The 16,947-nt window shown below is 67.0% G+C and carries 12 protein-coding genes; all 12 read right to left on the reverse strand.

Features of this window, described 5'->3' with window-relative positions; translation table 11 throughout:
- Positions 1 to 5 precede the first annotated feature (5 nt).
- The 12 genes from CSC68_RS04480 to CSC68_RS04535 all read right to left on the reverse strand — a co-directional run bounded on the left by CSC68_RS04480 (position 6) and on the right by CSC68_RS04535 (position 16,915).
- Positions 6 to 497, reverse strand: a complete 492-nt coding sequence (locus CSC68_RS04480; protein ID WP_162202339.1) for a hypothetical protein — start codon at positions 495 to 497, stop codon at positions 6 to 8.
- Positions 494 to 1,045 (reverse strand): hypothetical protein, encoded by a 552-nt coding sequence (locus CSC68_RS04485; RefSeq protein WP_162202340.1) that lies wholly within the window; start codon positions 1,043 to 1,045, stop codon positions 494 to 496. Before CSC68_RS04485 ends, CSC68_RS04480 begins: the two co-directional genes overlap by 4 nt.
- Positions 1,033 to 1,554 carry a hypothetical protein gene (locus CSC68_RS04490; RefSeq protein WP_162202341.1) on the reverse strand — a complete coding sequence of 174 codons (522 nt, stop codon included), beginning with the start codon at positions 1,552 to 1,554 and terminating at the stop codon, positions 1,033 to 1,035. Before CSC68_RS04490 ends, CSC68_RS04485 begins: the two co-directional genes overlap by 13 nt.
- Positions 1,551 to 2,297: a hypothetical protein gene (locus tag CSC68_RS04495; protein ID WP_162202342.1), complete on the reverse strand. Its 747-nt coding sequence runs from the start codon at positions 2,295 to 2,297 to the stop codon at positions 1,551 to 1,553. Before CSC68_RS04495 ends, CSC68_RS04490 begins: the two co-directional genes overlap by 4 nt.
- 4 nt (positions 2,298 to 2,301) lie before the next feature.
- Complete coding sequence (locus CSC68_RS04500) at positions 2,302 to 4,008, reverse strand: GspE/PulE family protein (RefSeq protein WP_246193444.1); 1,707 nt, start codon at positions 4,006 to 4,008, stop codon at positions 2,302 to 2,304.
- The gene (locus CSC68_RS04505) at positions 4,005 to 5,183 is read right to left on the reverse strand and encodes a type II secretion system F family protein (protein ID WP_162202343.1); all 1,179 of its coding nucleotides are present in this window, start codon (positions 5,181 to 5,183) and stop codon (positions 4,005 to 4,007) included. Before CSC68_RS04505 ends, CSC68_RS04500 begins: the two co-directional genes overlap by 4 nt.
- Before the next feature lie 3 nt (positions 5,184 to 5,186).
- On the reverse strand, positions 5,187 to 5,624 hold the full coding sequence (gene gspG / locus CSC68_RS04510) for a type II secretion system major pseudopilin GspG (protein WP_162202344.1): 438 nt from the start codon (positions 5,622 to 5,624) through the stop codon (positions 5,187 to 5,189).
- Positions 5,621 to 9,472, reverse strand: a complete 3,852-nt coding sequence (locus tag CSC68_RS04515) for an Ig domain-containing protein (RefSeq protein ID WP_162202345.1) — start codon at positions 9,470 to 9,472, stop codon at positions 5,621 to 5,623. The genes gspG and CSC68_RS04515 overlap by 4 nt, the downstream gene beginning before the upstream one ends.
- A 96-nt stretch (positions 9,473 to 9,568) precedes the next feature.
- Complete coding sequence (locus tag CSC68_RS04520) at positions 9,569 to 10,030, reverse strand: hypothetical protein (RefSeq protein WP_162202346.1); 462 nt, start codon at positions 10,028 to 10,030, stop codon at positions 9,569 to 9,571.
- A 207-nt stretch (positions 10,031 to 10,237) separates the two neighbouring features.
- Positions 10,238 to 11,137: a hypothetical protein gene (locus CSC68_RS04525; protein WP_162202347.1), complete on the reverse strand. Its 900-nt coding sequence runs from the start codon at positions 11,135 to 11,137 to the stop codon at positions 10,238 to 10,240.
- Positions 11,138 to 11,240: 103 nt separating this feature from the next.
- The gene (locus CSC68_RS04530; protein WP_162202348.1) at positions 11,241 to 12,059 is read right to left on the reverse strand and encodes a hypothetical protein; all 819 of its coding nucleotides are present in this window, start codon (positions 12,057 to 12,059) and stop codon (positions 11,241 to 11,243) included.
- Complete coding sequence (locus CSC68_RS04535; RefSeq protein WP_246193449.1) at positions 12,056 to 16,915, reverse strand: RHS repeat-associated core domain-containing protein; 4,860 nt, start codon at positions 16,913 to 16,915, stop codon at positions 12,056 to 12,058. Before CSC68_RS04535 ends, CSC68_RS04530 begins: the two co-directional genes overlap by 4 nt.
- Between the last annotated feature and the right edge of the window lie 32 nt (positions 16,916 to 16,947).

The following is a 16,947-nucleotide window of genomic DNA, read 5'->3' on the forward strand; positions in this document are numbered from 1 at the left end:
CCTGTTCATTCGGCCGTATCCAGCTCACCGACCCGGAACATCCGGGTGGTGCCATCCGGCAGGTACGTGAATTCGGCCATCCCCTGCTCGATCCCTTCGAAGCGGTAGACGTCGTCCAGCGTCGCCGACGGGGCCAGCGCGTAGTTCTCGTCGTGCCATTCGACGAACACGTGTCGCATCGCACCCGATCCCATCCAGCCGAGGATTCTGGGCTCGGCCGGAGGCGGTGCGTACATCACCGCTGGGGGCGGTTCCTGCAGCGGCCCCGGCGGGGGCGGCGCCTGCTCCCCCGTCCCCGGGGTCGCGACCAGCGCATCCGGCAGCGAGGGGCTGCGCCCGCGGGTCCCCGGCAGCCCCGGCGCGTGCCCCGGCCGTTCGACCGCCGCGACGATGCCGGCGTCGCCACTGGTCGCCTCGCCCTCCGGACGCAGCAGCAGCATGGCGGCAAGCACCGCGATCACCGCGAAATAGATGCGCATGCGGGGCGTCGGCTTCATTCGCCGCCACCCCCGGGGGCATCCTGGTACACGAGGGTGAACTGCACGTCGGCCTCGACCACGGTGTCGTCGCCGTTCTCGCGGGAAAGCCCCAGGCCGGCGATATACGCGGTGGGCAGCTCGGCCTGCGCACGGTCCAGGACCGCACCGAGCTGTTCCCAGGGCGCCTGGATCTGGATCGCCAGCGTCTGGGTAACGAGACCCGGCTCCTCGTTGCGGTGCCAGGAGAACGCGGCCTTGCCCGGCGGCATCCCGTCGATGCCGAGCGCCTCCAGGGCGCGGGCGGTGTACTTGAAACGCTCCGCGTACGCCGGGAACAACGGCGCCTGGCCTGGCGCGTCATCGGAAGCCGGATCGACCGTCCCGGGCACCGACCGTGCCTCCCAGCGCTGTTTCAGCCCGGCATGCCGCTGCAGCGAGCCGGCAAGCAACGCCAGCGCGACCAGCACGCAGGCCAGTCCCGCGGCGATGCCCCAGGCGGCAGCACCGTGCACCAGGAAGAAACGGCTGGCGGCCCAGGCCAGCCTGCGGGGGTCTAGTCGCGCCATCGGGCCACCACCTCGAACGTCACCTGCCCGCCGGCGGGTTCCAGCGAGAGCAGGCGCACGTCATGCGCGACACCGCGCTGCTCGAGCAGCGCCGAGTACGCATTGGCATCGCCCGCACGCGTCCCGGTGCCGGAAACCCGCACCATGCCAGCCGCCGGATCCACGTTCACCGCGAGCAGGCGGACGCTGCCACCCTCCGGCACCAGGCTGCCCAGCAGCCTGCTCCAGTCCCGGTTGACCAGCCCGACCTGTCGTCCCAGCTGCGCAAGCGCGGCATCGCTGTAGTGCACGGACATGGCGGCCTTGCGCCGGGCGGCGGCCAGGCGCTGCTCCTGCTGTATCACTTCCAGTCGCTGTGCATAGGCTTCGGACCTGCGCTCAAGCGCCTGCCGCGCCACCAGCAGCGGCACGCACAGGACCAGCAGCGCGACGGCCGGCAGCAGCCCACGCAGGAAGCCGCGCCGTCCCCCGACCTGGAGCCCCTCGATGGCACGATCCATCCGGCTCATGCCACCGCCTCCAGCAGGTCGATGCACGCCGATGGGCTGCCGTTGGCCTGGGACGTCGCATGGCCTTCGAACGGCGGCGGGCAATGCGCCGGCTGCAGCCAGCGCAGCTGCCCCTCGCCGGGATACTCCAGGCGCTTGCGGCGGCACCAGACGTCCACGCTGTCCAGTCCGCTGCCCGCGTGCGACACCCATTCCACGTCCGCGATCAGGCCATCGTCGAGATGGACGCCGGTGATCCCGTCGTCCTCGGCGAAGCAGAGCAGGCCCGGTCCTTCAGGCATCTGCGGCCCCACGCGCGTGGCCGTCGCCACCGCGGTGGCCAGCGAGCGCCGTACTCCGAGTCCGGCCGCCGCGAGGGCTTCGGCGGCGCCCGCAAGCAGCTGCCGCGGATAGGCCACCGCGAACACCGGGCATCCGTAGCGCGGCCACTGGATCCGCAGTTCCCATCCGTCCGGATCCGCGCCAGTCGCGGCCAGGGCCTGCTCGGCCTGGCGCCGGATGGCGGCGCCGGAAAAAGTGCCCATCACCCACGGCACGCCGACGAAGCGCACCCGCGTCGAAGACAGCAGCAGGTCCACGTCCTTGGCGCGTCCCTGCCGCGAACGCAGCCAGCCCGCCGCTTCGGCCAGCGCGGCCGGATCGGGAGCATCGGCGGGCGCGCCGAGCGGAAGCTGCAGCGCTTCGGAATCCGCGGCCCTGGCGTACAGGTGCGCGCCAGCGATATAGAGGCTTGCCGTTACCATGGTCCTACTCGGCGAAGGTCACGCGGTTGACCTCGGCAAGCGTGGTCTGGCCGCTGAAGAACAGGTCGAGCGCGGCCGCGCGCAGCGTCGGCCCCTTTGCCGAACGGGCCTCCGTGCGCATCGCCGTCACCGGCGCGCGACTGGCGACCAGGTCGCGCAGCGCATCGTTCATCACCAGGTACTCAGCCACCACCCGTCGCCCCTTGTAGCCGGTGCCGCGGCAGTGCGGGCAGCCGGTGCCGGCGCGCAGGTCGCGCCCCGCGATGTCGTCCTCGGACAGGCCGGAGATCGCCATCGTCTCCGCATCCGGCTGGTATGGCCGGGCGCATTCGGGGCAGTTCACCCGGAGCAGCCGCTGCGCCCATACCCCGACCAGGGCCGAGGCCAGGCTGTAGGCGTCCACGCCCATGTGCAGCAGGCGCCCGACCACGTCGAAGGCGTTGTTGGCGTGGACCGTGGTCAGCACCAGGTGGCCGGTCAACGCGGCCTGCACCGAGATCTGTGCGGTCTCCTCGTCGCGCACCTCGCCGACCATGATCTTGTCCGGGTCGTGGCGCAGGATCGAACGCAAGCCGCGGGCGAAGGTCAGGCCCTTCTTCTCGTTGACCGGGATCTGCAGGACACCCGGCAGCTGGTACTCCACCGGATCCTCGATCGTGATGATGCTCTCGTGGCCGTGATTGATCTCCTGGATCGCCGCGTAGAGCGTCGTCGTCTTGCCCGAGCCCGTGGGGCCGGTGACCAGGATCATCCCGTACGGCTGCGCCACCAGCCGCCGCAGCGTCGCCAGCGCGTCCGGATCCAGCGACAGGTCGGTCAGGCGCAGCATGCTCTCGTGGTTGCCGGTGAGCGTGCTGCGGTCGAGCAGGCGCAGCACGGCGTCCTCGCCATGGATGCTCGGCATGATCGAGACGCGGAAATCCACGTTGCCACCGCGCGTGCGCACCCGGAAGCGCCCGTCCTGGGGGATGCGGCGCTCGGCGATGTCGAGCGACGACATCACCTTGATGCGCGAGATCAGCCGTTGCGCCACTTCCACGCCCACGATGTCCGACACTCCCACCAGCACGCCGTCGAGGCGGAACTTGACCGCCATGCCGGTCGGCGACGACTTCAGGTGGATGTCCGAGGCCCGCTGCTTGAGGGCGTCGTACAGGATCGAGCTGACCAGCTTGACCACGGGGCTGGAGTCGCCGGCGATGGCCTCGAGCGAGAGCAGCTCGGCGTCGCCGTCGGCCGCATCGCCCAATCCATCGTCGTCGGCGAAGGTGCGTTCGGTGGCTCGCACCGCCTGTTCGGCCGCCGACAACGCGGCGTTGATGTCGTCCGGGTGCGCCAGCCGCACTTCGTAGGGCGCATGCAACGAGGCCCGCGCCCAGGCCACGGAATCCTGGGAGAACGGGTCGGCCAGCACCAGGCGGATTCCGCCTGCTTCCGTACGCAGCAGCGCGCAGCACCGACGCACGCATTCCACGTAGCCGAGCAGCCCGAAGTCGACCGCGCCGGCGTACAACTCCGCGGTGGCTATGGCCGGGATACCCGAAAGCCTGGCGAGCATGTCGACCAGCGCCGGCGGCGCCAGCCCGAGTTCGTCCTGCAGCAGCAGCGGCCACGGACGCTGGCCGGAGAGCGCGCGCATGCGCACCTCCTGGACCAGGGCCAGGTCCAGTTCCGGCTGTTCGAGCTCCGGCGCCTGCAATTCGACGTTCACGAACCGATGTTCCCCACCAGGTCGAAGATCGGGGTGTACATCAACACGACGATGGCGCCGACCACGATGCCGATGACGGTCATCAGCAACGGTTCGAACAGGCGCGAGAAGGTCTCCACCTGCCGGTCGAGGTCGGCGTCCAGGAAGCCGGCGAGCTTGTCGCTCATCTCCGCCAGTGCGCCACTGCGCTCGCCGACGCGCAGCAGGCTGTCGGCGATCGGCGGCATCATGCTGCTGCCCATCAGGGCCTCGCTCAGCGGCAGGCCGGCACGCAACCGTTCCATCGCCACCGTCAGTTCGTCGGCGCGCACCGGGTCGAGGATGCCGCGCACCATGCCCAGGGCGGTGAACAGCGGGATGCCGCTGTTGAGCAGCAACGCCAGGGTCCGGTAGAAGCGCGAGAGGTTGAGCGTCACCAGGATCCCGGCGAGTACCGGGATCCGCATCGCGCCGCGAAGGAGCACGCGCCGGCCCGCCGGCTGGGTCACCAGCCAGGCCACCGCCGCACCCAGCGCCGCCAGCACCATCGCCAGTACCCACGGATGGCCGCTGATCGCCTGCCCCAGCGCCAGCAGGATCGAAGTGCCGGCACTGACCGGGCGGCCCGACCCGTCGAGGATGGTGGCAAAGCGCGGCACCACGTATCCGATCAGGAACAGGATTACGCCGCCGCCTACCAGCAACAGCAGCAATGGATAGATCGCGCTGGCCGAGACCTTGCGCCGGATCTGCTCCAGGCGCCCGTCGTACTCGAGATAGCGTTCGAGGGTGCCCGCCAGGCCGCCAGCTGTTTCGCTGGCGGCGATGCCGGCGACCAGCACCGGCGGGAACAGGCCCTGCTCGGACAGGGCGCTGGAGAAGGTCGCACCCTCGCGCAGGCGCTGCAGGATCCGGCCGAGGACGGTACGGAAACCGCCATCCCGTTCCTTGCGCTCCAGCGCCTCGAGCACCTCCACCACGTTGAGGCCCGCCTTGAGCAGGGTGAGGGTTTCCTGCAGGAACACGGTCTGCGAGAACCGCACGCGCCCGGGGGCGGACGCCTCGATGCCCGCTTCAACGCGCAGCACCCGCCCGCCGCCACGGCGCGCTTCGGCCGCCGCTGCTTCCAGTGTCGGAGCCTCGATGTCGAGCCAGGTCGTGCGCCCGCCCATGGCCACGAGCACGTGGTGCTTCATTCCTCAACCATCCCCGCCGATGTCGGCATCCTCGCCTTCCCCGCCCGGCTTGCCATCGCGGCCAAGCGAAAGCACCTCGTAATCCCCGAATGCGCCGGGCACGCGGTAGACGTAGGGATTCCCCCACGGATCCATCGGCACCCCACGCTGCAGGTACGGCCCCTGCCAGCGCGCCTCCCCCTCGGGTCGCACGACCAGCGCCTGCAGCCCGTCTTCCTGCCGCGGGAAGCGTCCCACGTCCAGGCGGTAACTGTCGATGGCCTTGCGCAGCGCGTCGATCTGGTTGGCCGCGGCGGTGCGCTCCGACTTGCCGATCTGCTGGAAGTAGCGCGGTGCCACCAGGGCCACCAGCAGCCCGATGATCACCACCACCACCAGCAGCTCCATCAGGGTGAAGCCCCCGCTGCGCGCCGCGCCGGGAATTCCGTGCACCTTCCTCATATTCCAACCAGTCTCCACGTCAAATCAGGATCGCCGTTGCCCTTGTCGGTGGGCGACATCAGGATGATGTTGGCAGTGCTGGTCACCGACTCGTTGTTGCCGATCGCCCCGAAGAGCAGCGTTCCGTTCAGCACGCTGTAGCCGGGCGCCGCGACAATCTGGGCACTCACCGCCGATACCCGCGGGCCGTCGTTGGACAGCACCACCTTGTACTGGTAGGTCCACTGCCCCAGCAGGTACTTCTTGGACACCAGGATGTACCGGGTGATGGCCAGCCCACCCGGCGCCTGCAGTCCGCTGTCCACGGTCACGCCGCGCACGCCCGGGCCAGAGACGCCGATGTAGTGGGGGTCGCGGCCCTGGGCCGGGCCGACGGTGATCTCGAAGGGCTGGTCGCCGTCGGCGATGCCGTCCTGCACGGCCCGCACGGTCGCGATCTGCGGCAGCCACCAGTTCTGCGGGGGGAACACCATCTGCTGCGGTTCGACCGTGGCCTCGGTCGTGTCGCTGGAGTTCAGCGGCACCACGATGTCCGAGGTCGGCGCCCGCGACAGCACCACCGAGAACATGCCCATGCCCAGAACTTCATGGAGGCGCATGTCCGGAGCGGTCACCCGGATGGCGCCGAGCTGCGGCTTGGCCGGCACCACGACCGCGCCCGGCGCGTACGCCCTGGACGTGCCGCGGTCGTCGTAGATCACGCCGTAGACGTAGTAGGCGCCCGGCGCGAGTCCGGCCGTGCTCCACTGGTAACGTCCCTGCCCCGTGCCCGGTTCGGGGGCCAGGCCATCGACGATCTTCGTGCCGGCGTAGCCGCTGCCCACGGTGTCGTAGTAGAGGGCCACGCGCGGCTCGATGTTCGGGTTGGTACCCGTCCATTCGATGGCCACGGTGCCCGACGCCGCGTCGACCACCGTCGCCGGCGAAGTCACGGCGATCGTCGGCGGGACGTAGTTGCCGGTACTGACGAACAGGGTCATGACCGGCGACCAGGCGCTGGCCGCGCCGCGCACGTCCTGGGCACGCACGCGCCAGTAGTGGGTGGTGCGGTCCTCGAGCGGGCTGGACGGCTGCCAGGAGCCAGTGGTGCTGGTCCCCGAGGCAACCAGCCGCCCCAGGCCCACGTCCGCATAGACCTCGAAGGCATAGACAATGCTGTCGCCATCGGGATCGGTCGACGGATGGACGGTGAAGGTCGGCGTGCGGCTAGAGACCCAGGCGCGGTCGCCCGGGTTGGCCACGACCGGCACGCTTGGCGACTCGTTGCGCGCATCCATGATGAAGTCGCCCACGACCCAGTCGCTCTGGCTGGCGCCGTCGCTGGCCCGCACACGCCAGTAGTAGTGCACGTTGTCCGCCAGGCCCGTCACCTGCCAACCGGTGGTGCCGCCGGAACCGGCCGGCACCTCGCCCGAGGCGCGGCGCTCGGAGGAGTCGAACGTCGCCACCACGTCCACCTCGAAGAGGTAGGTCAGCGCGTCCCCATCCGGGTCGGTCGCATTGCTCACCCGCAGCCAGACCGCGGCGCCATCGGTGATGCGCGTTCCGGGAACAGGGCTGGCAATGGCCGGTACCGTTGGCGCCTGGTTGCCCAGGGACACGCGGAAGCTGCGCACCGGAGTCAGGGTCCGTGCACCGTGTTCGTCGGTGGCGATGCCCCTCCAGTAATAGGTGGTGCGGTCCTCCAGCGGCGTGGTGACCTGCCAGCGGACATGGCCGTCATGTCCCGGCGGCAGTGCCACGGCGCTCGCCACCACCTCGGTCAACGTGGCGTCGGCATAGATCTCGAAGCCATAGGTGACCAGGTCGCCGTCGACATCAACGGCATTGGTCGCCGAGAGCAGCGGCGTCTGCGTGGCCACCACCGCGCCTGGCGCGGGCGATGCAAGGTTGAAGCTGCCCGGCGCATCGTTGAACAGGTTCACGAACAGCTGGGCGGTCACCCACTCGCTGTTGGCCTCCGCGGAGCGGGCCCGTGCCCGCCAGTAGTAGCGGGTGTTGTCGTCCAGGTCGGCCGAAGGCTGCCACTGCGTGGCCTCGCCCGGGGCCGGATTGCGCACCACCACGCCCTCTTCCACCAGCTCGCTCATGCCAGCGTCAGCGTAGAGCTGGAACTCGACGTCCACGGTCGGATCGCGGCTGTGCTCGCCGGTCTGCACGCGCAGCACCGGGCGCAGGCTTGCCACCTCTGCCCCGGACAGCGGCGAAACCACGCGCGGCGTCGCCGGGCCCGCCGGCGGCGCCGCGGATTCAACCCGGATCCGCGCCGAGCGCGCGCCGGTCAGGCTGCCGTCGGTAGCCTGGTAGGTGATGGTGTAGTCACCGGCCTGGCCGGTGCCGGGCGTCCAGTCGAATACGCCGACGCCCCCGCCCTGGTCGTCGAAGCTCGCACCCAGCGGCAACGGCGCCGCCGCCAGCGAAACCGGCCGCCCCATCGGGCTGGAAGCCTCGACGATGAACGAGACCTGCTGGTTCTCGGTGACCACGCGGTCGGGGATGAACTGCAGCACCGGCGGGGCCGGCACCTCGGACAGCGGCACGAAGGCCACGTTGTAGCTGCCCGGGGAATTGACGTCGAAGATGTTGAACCAGTGGTCCCAGCGCTTGGTTTCGGGATTGCGCGTCCGCGAGAGCCACACGTTCTCCGGCGCGATCGCCTTGGCGTCCGAGCGGACGACGGCGCCCAGCGCCATCCGGCCCTCGTACGGGTCGGGCTTGCGCACGTACATGAAGCCTTGCGACGCGGGAAGCGCCAGCCGGTAGCCACCGCCGCTGCCGGAAAGCGAGGCCTCGCCGGAACGATCGGTTACCTCGAAGTCCTGGCCCTCGGACTCGAACACCGTATAGGTGCCGCCATCCACCGCCAGGAAGTCGCGCACCATGTCGCGGCCCGGCAGGTCGACGCGCACGTCGCGGACCAGCAGGTGGGCGTTGGTCTCCTGCAGCAGCGAGGTCAGCGCGCCGCCGAGCTCGTCGGCATGGGTGAAGGACGCATTGAAGTCCACGAAGGTTCCGGACAGGTTGCTCTCCATCACCCAGCGGCCCATCTTCGCGCTGCCGCCGGGGATGTCGCCGAAGTCGATCAACAGCGAGTTGGCCACCGGCGTGTCCTGGACATAGCTGCCCAGGATCACGAAGTTCACCAGCAGCCCCTGTTCGTTCTCGACGATCCGCGGCTGCGCGGATTCGATCTTGAGCTTGCGGGCGACGCCGACGCCGTTGTTCTTGACCCGGACGCCGAGGGTGTACGGCTGGGGAGCCTCGATCTCGGGGGTGAAGGGGTTGTCGGCCTCCACGTCGCGTGTGAGGAAGTAATCCAGCGCGAGCTCGGGCATCGGGCGCACGGTGATGCTGTCGGGGCTCAGCTCCACCACATGGTCTTCGGTGCCGAAGCGGTAGCGCAGGGTCGCGCCCACCAGGTAGCGCTTGCCCATGGGCGTATTGCCCGCCGCACCAGGCGCCGGGATCAGCATCCAGTTGGCCACCGCGGTGGTCGAAGCCGCCACCTGGCCGGTGCCATCGGTATTGGCGATGTTCTCGGTACGGGTCTGCCGCAGGAAGAACGCCGCCGAGAGATTGTTCGGGTCGGTGGTGATGGTGACCGGCTGCCCAGCCTCATCCGTGACCCATACGTCCACGTGCACCCGCTCCAGCGCCGTGGACGGCAGGGTATTGGTGATCCGCATCTCCGCGTCGAAGGCCTGCCGCTCGAGCGTCAGCTCCTGCTTGATCTCGATCTTGACGCGCGCACACACCGTTTCCTGCGCCAACGCCGGCAGGCACACGGCGGCCGCGGTCAGCACCAGGGCACGGGCCACCGCCAGGCAGCGCTTCATGTTTGCTTTCATCTCGTCTTCCCCTGCTGCGTTCCCTGCACACCGGCCGGCGCTGCGGCACGGCCGGTCCAGACATCTGGCGCTTCCCCGCCCGCAGCCGCGGCCGCGTCATTCCCCAACTTCCGCCCTAGCCCCCGCGCCGGCCCAATGCCCGCGCCGTGTCGCCCTGTACTCCGCGATGGCCTGCGCCGAGGTCGGGTTCGACATCGCCATCCCGTTGAGGTAGACCGCGGGCGCCCCCTGCTTGAACACCGCCATCGCGCGCCGCATGCCCGCCACCTGCTCCCCGGTGGGATTGTCCACGTCGAAAAAGAACGAGTCACCCCTCACCACCGGGATGCCCGCACGCTCCAGGTCCCGGACCAGCGCCTCGGTCCGCCGCGCCTGCTCCGACGGGCAGTTGCGCGGCGCCAGCACCAGCACGGCATTGCGGGCGGCTCCGTCCGGCATCTCGACCGGGACGAAGCCGTTCTCGCTGGCCGCGGCGGCGGAGACCGGGTCGCGGTCCTGCCACCACTGGTAGCCGCCGTACAGGGCGCAGGCAAGCAAGATAAAGAAAATGGCTCTCATGACTCCCCCTCGAAAGCCGCTAAAAACAACGAACCAGACACGGAATTCCACCCTCGAAGCACAAATCCAGGGAACAGGAGCACTAAAACGTTCCCAGCTCACCTCAGTGTCGATCCCGACCAGCCCGCGATCTACCCGCCGGCATTCATTGGACGGCTCCGCGCCACATCGCCGACTACTACCAGAGCGATCAACAGGCTTACATATTCATCCGAGATCAAATTTCTGCGAACAGATTTCCGCGACTCGCTTCACCCTTCTTGCACCTGCGCTCCCTCCTTCAAAGCGCGACAGTGCCCATTCTAGGAGGCTTGCGTACTCTGCAATTTGTCCCTTCGCGGCTGCATACGCGGCGGGCGCCATGACGAGCTCGGCAGACGGCAGCGAAGCTGCCTTAGCCATCTCCATGAGCTCAAGTTCGATCTTCTCTGGAGTGGAGAAGCGATCCTGGAATCGGAGCACATCTTCCTCCCACGAACGCATATCCTTGGTCGCCGCTACGACATCTTGATCCGAGCGGATCGTCCAATAGCCACTCTCAGCAGCACTCATCTCCAGCTGGCTCAACCAGAAATCGTGCTCATAGTAGATACCTCCTATTTTTCCCTTCTCTGCTCGGAGGACCGGCGTGAGCTTGTTCACAACCGCGTAAGCGTGGAGGGAGCACACGAGTGTCCCTTGCCCGCTCGTCCTGCTGCGCGCAACCCTTATCGACAGCGTAATTTCCGGCCCCTTTGAACTGAGGCCTGACTTCATAGCTCTGAATCCATGCGGGACCCAGATCTGGGCCGCGGCGCCAACGACCTTGGTATGCAGACTATCAATCAGGTCAACCACGAATGACCTCCGTTGGAATGCCGCGCGGAAGAAGAGCGAGTCACTCCTCACCACCGGGATGCCCGCACGCTCCAGGTCCCCGACCAGCGCCTTGGTCCGCCGCGCCTGCTCCGACGGGCAGTTGCGCGGCGCCAGCACCAGCACGGCATTGCGGGCGGCTCCGTCCGGCATCTCGACCGGGACGAAGCCGTTCTCGCTGGCCGCGGCGGCGGCGACCGGGTCGCGGTCCTGCCACCAGTGGTAGGCGCCGTAGAGGGCGCAGGCGACCACAAGAAAGAGTACTAGTCGCACTGGACTGGCCCAAGCGAAGTGCCCTTCCCTATCCCGCTCCGACCGAAGAGGAGCTTCGCGACTCCGAGCATCGGACCCCCAATCACGAATCGACCACATTGTTGGCGTGGAAGTCGACGACCTGCAGCCGAGCGAGGACTTCTGCAGTCGCGGCGTCGATCGGGGGAATCCTGTTGTTCCATATGACGAGCCTTTTGAGGCTGGGCGACCCGACGAAATTCCAACTAGAGATGGGCGCACACGCGTCGATCTCCACGCTCTCCACGCCGGAGCCAATACTCGAATAATCGAAGCGATCCCGTCCGCAATTCTTCATCTCGAGCCTTCGCAGCCCATCGAGAGGGGGCAGACGCCTGAGATTCCTTGCACGCTCCACAACGAGCTCTGAGAGATCATCCATCGGATGGAGAAAGGCGATTTCATCATGATGAAAATTGAACAGGGAAAGAAACCCCAGCCTTGCGGGCAACGATAGCGTCTTGCTGTTACCCGAGGCCCCGAGCTCATAGAAATGAGCTTCCATGAGACGATTCGCATGTTCGATGCCAGAGCATTCTCGCGACCATTGATAGTGGAGAACCTCAAGCGACTGAAAATCGGAGAAATCCACTGCAATCTTTCGCCCGACAATTCTGAGAAACCGAGTGCCCCGAATAGACGCCAGATTGGAACCACGAAGCGATCCGGCGAAATTCACGAACTCGAATCGTCTCAATTCCGACGCACGCTGCAAAAAATCCCATTCATCAACCTCGTCCCCTTGGACGAGCAGGCCGACCGGATATCCTTCTTGTGACAGCGATAGAGCGAAGTCCACGGCCTCGAACTCCCGCCCGCGGAGTACCTTCACCAAAAACGGATCATGGCTTCGAAAATCATCCTCCCGCTTGAGAGCCCTCACCTTCGCCCCCTCATCCGTGCGCCGGGAGACCGAACTTTGTTGTGGGAGCCAGCCCCCCCGGCGTCCCCGGCTGCTTCCATGATCATGTCTTCCATGATGAAACTGGCGTCCCGACCTGTGACGTTCACGTGGACCTTGTTTGTACAACTGCGCTTTCCGCCACGAGTTTTCTCTCGAATCGACTGTCGCATTCTTTTCTCGTCACCCTTTCCGGCGTACCACGTTCCATCATCAAACTCCAGGAAGTAGGCACCATCGCCGTTGTGCGCAAGTACACCGTCTTCGCCTACGAAGAACGTATGCGCATACGCCACCTCGAGGTTGTAGACCGGCATCGTCTCCGTGCGAATGTCGACGCTGGCGATGCCCATCGGCACCAGCCGGCCTTCATCGTCCTTGACGTCAAGCTGCCCACCAGCCTGCAGAAGCTGCGCGGCTCGCCAGCCGCTTGGCGTGTGGATCGAATGACCACCCGTCACCTCGATGCGGTTTCCGTTCTCCAGGATGAGCGTGACGATGGTCTGTTCGCGATGCGAGAGCATCACGTCGGTGATGCGCTCTGTGCGTGACGTCTCCTCCCACTCCGCATAGGCGATCACTTCATCGCCAGGCTTCAGGGAGTCGATGCGGCGTTGGCCTTCGGGGGTCAGCACCAGCGTGTCGCCCGGGAAGCTGTTGCCCATCGCGCCGGCGGCGGCGCCAACCGCGGCGCCAGCCATGCCCCAGGCCTTGCAGGGCAGCTTGATCGGAATCAGGCTCCAGAGGCAGTCCTTCAGGCAGTGTGAAACGTCGATATCGCACGGGTTCTGGATCAGGTCTGTTACTGCGCTTACAGCAGCGCACTCGAGCAGACACATCCCGTACCTGCCTGCCACCCAGCGCACGGCCGCCCATGCGGCAGGAATTACGAAGGCAACCTCACCGGTCGGATCGATGAAGTTCTGCGGCGAGTTTTCCGCATAAGCATAGAGATTGCTCGACGAGGCAAAGCGAAGCGGGTCTTCGCTGATATACCGGCCAATCTCCGGGTCGTAGTAGCGACGCAGGTTGTAGTGCAGGCCGCTTTCCGCATCCAGGTACTGCCCCGGGAAGCGCCAGGGCTGCTCGATCTGTGAACCCGCGGCGACTGTGGCTTGGCCATAGGCGCCATACCGGCTCGCGGACCAGACCACGGCTCCGGCACGGTTGGTAACGCGCCAGGGCGTGCCCTGATGATCATTGTGGTAGTAGTAGTAAGCACCGTCGACGCGCTGGAACAGCGGCGCGGTCGCGTAGGGATTCTGCTGGTCCCAGCCGTAGCTGCGAAGGACCGTTCCGGATGCGTCGACCTCGGCCAGCAGGCCTTCCTCGCCATGCAGATAGAGGGTCGTCACGCCGCCAACGGTCTTGCTGAGACGATTATCGAAGGGATCGTAGGTGTACCTGGCGATGACTGAGCCAGCACCATCGCGGATTTCCACGAGGCGATTCAGCACGTCGTACGCGTAATGCGTCGTCCGCTGCGGCTCGTTACGGCTGGTATCGACCTTCCGGATCATGTTGCCGGACGCGTCGTAGGTATAGCTGACCGTGCCCCGCCGCAGCAGGCGATTGGCGTCGTCATACTCCCAGGTGCCGCTCACCGCGCTGTGGCTGATCCAGTTGCCCGCGGCATCGATCACGAAGGTTTCGCTGTTTCCGCCCGCGAACGAGGCATCCGTCTTGACCAGGCGCAAGGCCTCGTCATAGTCGTAGCCTGTCTCCCGGCCATCGACCCCACGGGCGGTCAGTTCGGCAAGCTGGCCGAAGCGGTTCGTCAGGTCGAACAGGGTGGTCTGCTGCGGACTGCGCACCCGCAGGCGCGTCAGGTTGAGGAAGCCGTCGCGCTCCTGCTCCTGGACCACGCCGCCGGGATACACCACTGTCGCCGGCGCCAGCCAGTGCCGGGCGGTAACGCTGATCGAGCCCTCACCAGGGATATCGACCCGCTCCAGGTTGTCGAACCCGTCGTAGGTGTACTGCAGGGTCACGCCGTCGGGGCCGGTGTAGCTGGCTACCGTGTCGTTCGGGTGATACGTGTAGGCCCGCGCGAGCGAGACACCGCCGATGGTGACAGTCTCCCGACGCAGCCGATCGGCGGCGTCGTACTCCAGCTCGCCGCTTGCGCCATTGGTGGTCCAGCCGGAGAGATTGCCCGCTGCACTCCAGGTGAAGCCGTCGCTGAGCTCCAGGCTTCCGCTGGCCAGGTAGGTCTTGCGGCCAACCACCTGGCCGGCATCGTCACGCTCGTAGACGATGCGCGCGCCGTCGTGCCTGATGATTTCCGCCACGTTGCCTACAGCGTCGTATACGTAGCGGATCTTCTGTCCGAGGGGATTGGTCTCCGCGACCAGGTACCCACGGCCGTCGTACTCGAAGCGGGTTACGCGACTCTTCTCGTCGGTGAAGGCAACCACGTTGTCGCGCTGGTCGTAGGCGAAGGACACGCCATTGCCCAACGGATCCGTGGCAACGACCACGCGACCGAGCCCGTCATACGCAAAGGTGTAGGTATGGCCATTCGGGTCCGTCACCGACTGAAGCCGGTTGAGGACATCATGGGCGGTGCCGGTGACACGCGCGTCCTCGGCGCTGATATCAGCCTGCTGGGTCTGGCGCCGACGAGCGTCGTAGCGCAGACGACGCTCGAACGTCGGGTACTGGATGCGCGAAGCCTGGCGGGTACCACGATCCGTGCCATCGACATCCGCGTAGAACAGGTCGGTCCGTCCACCCACCGGATCCGTGACGCCCGCCACGCGACCTGACGCGTCGTAGTCGACCAGGGGTTCATGGCCGGACGCATCCCGGGTTCGCCGCAGCTGGCCGCTCTTGTCGTGCTCCTGGACGAAGCTCTGGCCCAGCGGGTTGACCTGGCTGTACTCGCGCCCTGCGGCATCGTAGGTCGTGACCCAGGTGTTGTTGGCACCGTCGGTCAGGCTGGTTTCGCGCCCGGTCGGGTCATAGGTGTAACGCCACTTGTTACCCGTGGGATCGACGTCTTCAATGAGGTTTTCCAGGGCGTCGTAACTAGCCAGCCACTCCTTGCCATGCGGATCGACCAGGCGTACCTGGTTGCCCTGCGCATCGTAGCTGGCCTCCCAGCGGTAACCATCGCCGTCGGTATATGCGACGACGTTTCCGTTGGCGTCATGCTCGAAGTACTCGTGCACGTCCGGGGTCATGCCGCCATCCGGATGCGGCACGCCCTTGAGCACGACCTCCTTCAGCTGGCCCCGGCTGTCGTAGGTGTAGAGGCGTACCTGTTCCTCCGGCTTGCCCGCGGCCCAGGTGCTCCTGACGAGGTTTCCGCGCTCGTCGTACTCATAGCGATCGGCCACACCGGCTTCGTCGACCACCTCGCGCAGGTCCAGCGAGCTGGCCTCATAGGTGTACCTGACCGTCGAGCCGTCGGGATTGGTGACGCTCGTGACCTCGTCGAACGCGTCACGGCGGACCGTCGTCTGCCCGCCGCGCTCGTCCGTGTAGGTCGCGCTCCTGCGGTTCCCGGTGCTGCTCTGCAGTACGTGGCCGTTGACCTCGTAGCTGACCAGCCGGCCATCGCTGTCGACCTTGACGTGCAGGACGCGTCGCCCGCTCTCCGTTTCCGGATAGCGGACCGTCATCGCGAACTCTTTCTTGAGCTTGTCGTAGTCGTAGCTCAGCTCGGTCTCGCCACCATCGGGGGCGACGATCTTCGAGACCCTGCGCTGCTGCTCGCCGCGCAGTCCGTCGCCCGAGACGAGGCTGCGGGCCCCGGAGCCGCCGCCGCTCCCGCTGGCGCGGTAGGCAAGGCGCGAAACCGGCGGCGCGTTGTAATGAATGGTCGTGGCACGGCCGGCCGCATCGACCACCTTGGACAGCTTGGCGCCGCTGTACTCGAACCGCGTGACGTTGCCCCGGGCATCGATCACCCGGACCAGCTGGTCGTCGCTGTACTCGTAGCGCACCCTGCGGATGGTCCCGTCCAACGGCGTGTGGTCGCGGACCTCGGCCACGAACTCGGCGTCGCGGTCCGTGTAGAGCAGCGTGAACACGGTGCGGCCGTTGTCGTCGAGCACGCGCTCGACCTGGCCGTGGCTGCCGTACTGGAACCACACGCGCACATCGTTGCGGTCGCCGTAGCTGGTGATCCGGCCACGGTCGTCGTACTCGATCCACTGCCCGCTGCGATCGGTCCAGCGGAAGCCCTGGACCGTGCCCGCGGACAGGCGGGGATTACCGCGTGCCGGATGCGCATCGGGACCAGAGCTGGCTGGCAGCCTGAGCACCTGCTGCGGGCGGATCACGAAACGTGGGTAATCGCTGCTGCTGTAGCTCGTGCGATCGCTGCTGATCGAGAAGCCCACGCCCTTGCGGGTCAGGAACTCAGGAAGCTCCTCCGGGGCCTGGCCGGCGACGAAATCCTCGTCATTGAGGATCCGCATGGACCCACGGTTCTTGAGCAGGTTGCCGAAGCTGCTGGATACCGAGCCCGACTGCCCTGCCCCGCTGTCGCAGGTATTGATGCCGTCATAGATGGTGCAGCGCGAGAGCTTGCCGACCGAGGCGTAGAACGCCCGCGCGGCGGTGGGGGAATGCAGGCCAGACCACTGCCGGTTGATGGTCCACTGGACGCCGTCGAAGTCGCGGTTGATGCGGACATAGCCGCCGGGGACCTTGACCCGCAGGTCGTCCTCCGACACCACGAACTCGCCATTCATGGTCACGGACATGAGCCCGGTGGCGTTGAGCGGGTATTCCACCTGGGCGTGTGCCGGGAGGATGCCCGCCGCCACCACGACCAGCAGCCAGAGGGCGACAACCACGCCCCGGACCCAACGCTTTCCGCCTTCCATTCCGATCACCGGACTCTCCCCGTCCATTCCAC

Origin of the sequence: Pseudoxanthomonas suwonensis (genome assembly GCF_010093235.1) — a bacterium.
In the GTDB taxonomy this organism is placed as follows: domain Bacteria; phylum Pseudomonadota; class Gammaproteobacteria; order Xanthomonadales; family Xanthomonadaceae; genus Pseudoxanthomonas; species Pseudoxanthomonas suwonensis.

Coding starts and splice junctions, on each gene's coding strand:
- CSC68_RS04515 (WP_162202345.1), bottom strand. CDS start 9,472: ATGAAAGCAAACATGAAGCGCTGCCTGGCGGTGGCCCGTGCCCTGGTG.
- CSC68_RS04535 (WP_246193449.1), bottom strand. CDS start 16,915: ATGGAAGGCGGAAAGCGTTGGGTCCGGGGCGTGGTTGTCGCCCTCTGG.
- CSC68_RS04480 (WP_162202339.1), bottom strand. CDS start 497: ATGAAGCCGACGCCCCGCATGCGCATCTATTTCGCGGTGATCGCGGTG.
- CSC68_RS04490 (WP_162202341.1), bottom strand. CDS start 1,554: ATGAGCCGGATGGATCGTGCCATCGAGGGGCTCCAGGTCGGGGGACGG.
- CSC68_RS04485 (WP_162202340.1), bottom strand. CDS start 1,045: ATGGCGCGACTAGACCCCCGCAGGCTGGCCTGGGCCGCCAGCCGTTTC.
- CSC68_RS04505 (WP_162202343.1), bottom strand. CDS start 5,183: ATGAAGCACCACGTGCTCGTGGCCATGGGCGGGCGCACGACCTGGCTC.
- CSC68_RS04520 (WP_162202346.1), bottom strand. CDS start 10,030: ATGAGAGCCATTTTCTTTATCTTGCTTGCCTGCGCCCTGTACGGCGGC.
- gspG (WP_162202344.1), bottom strand. CDS start 5,624: ATGAGGAAGGTGCACGGAATTCCCGGCGCGGCGCGCAGCGGGGGCTTC.
- CSC68_RS04495 (WP_162202342.1), bottom strand. CDS start 2,297: ATGGTAACGGCAAGCCTCTATATCGCTGGCGCGCACCTGTACGCCAGG.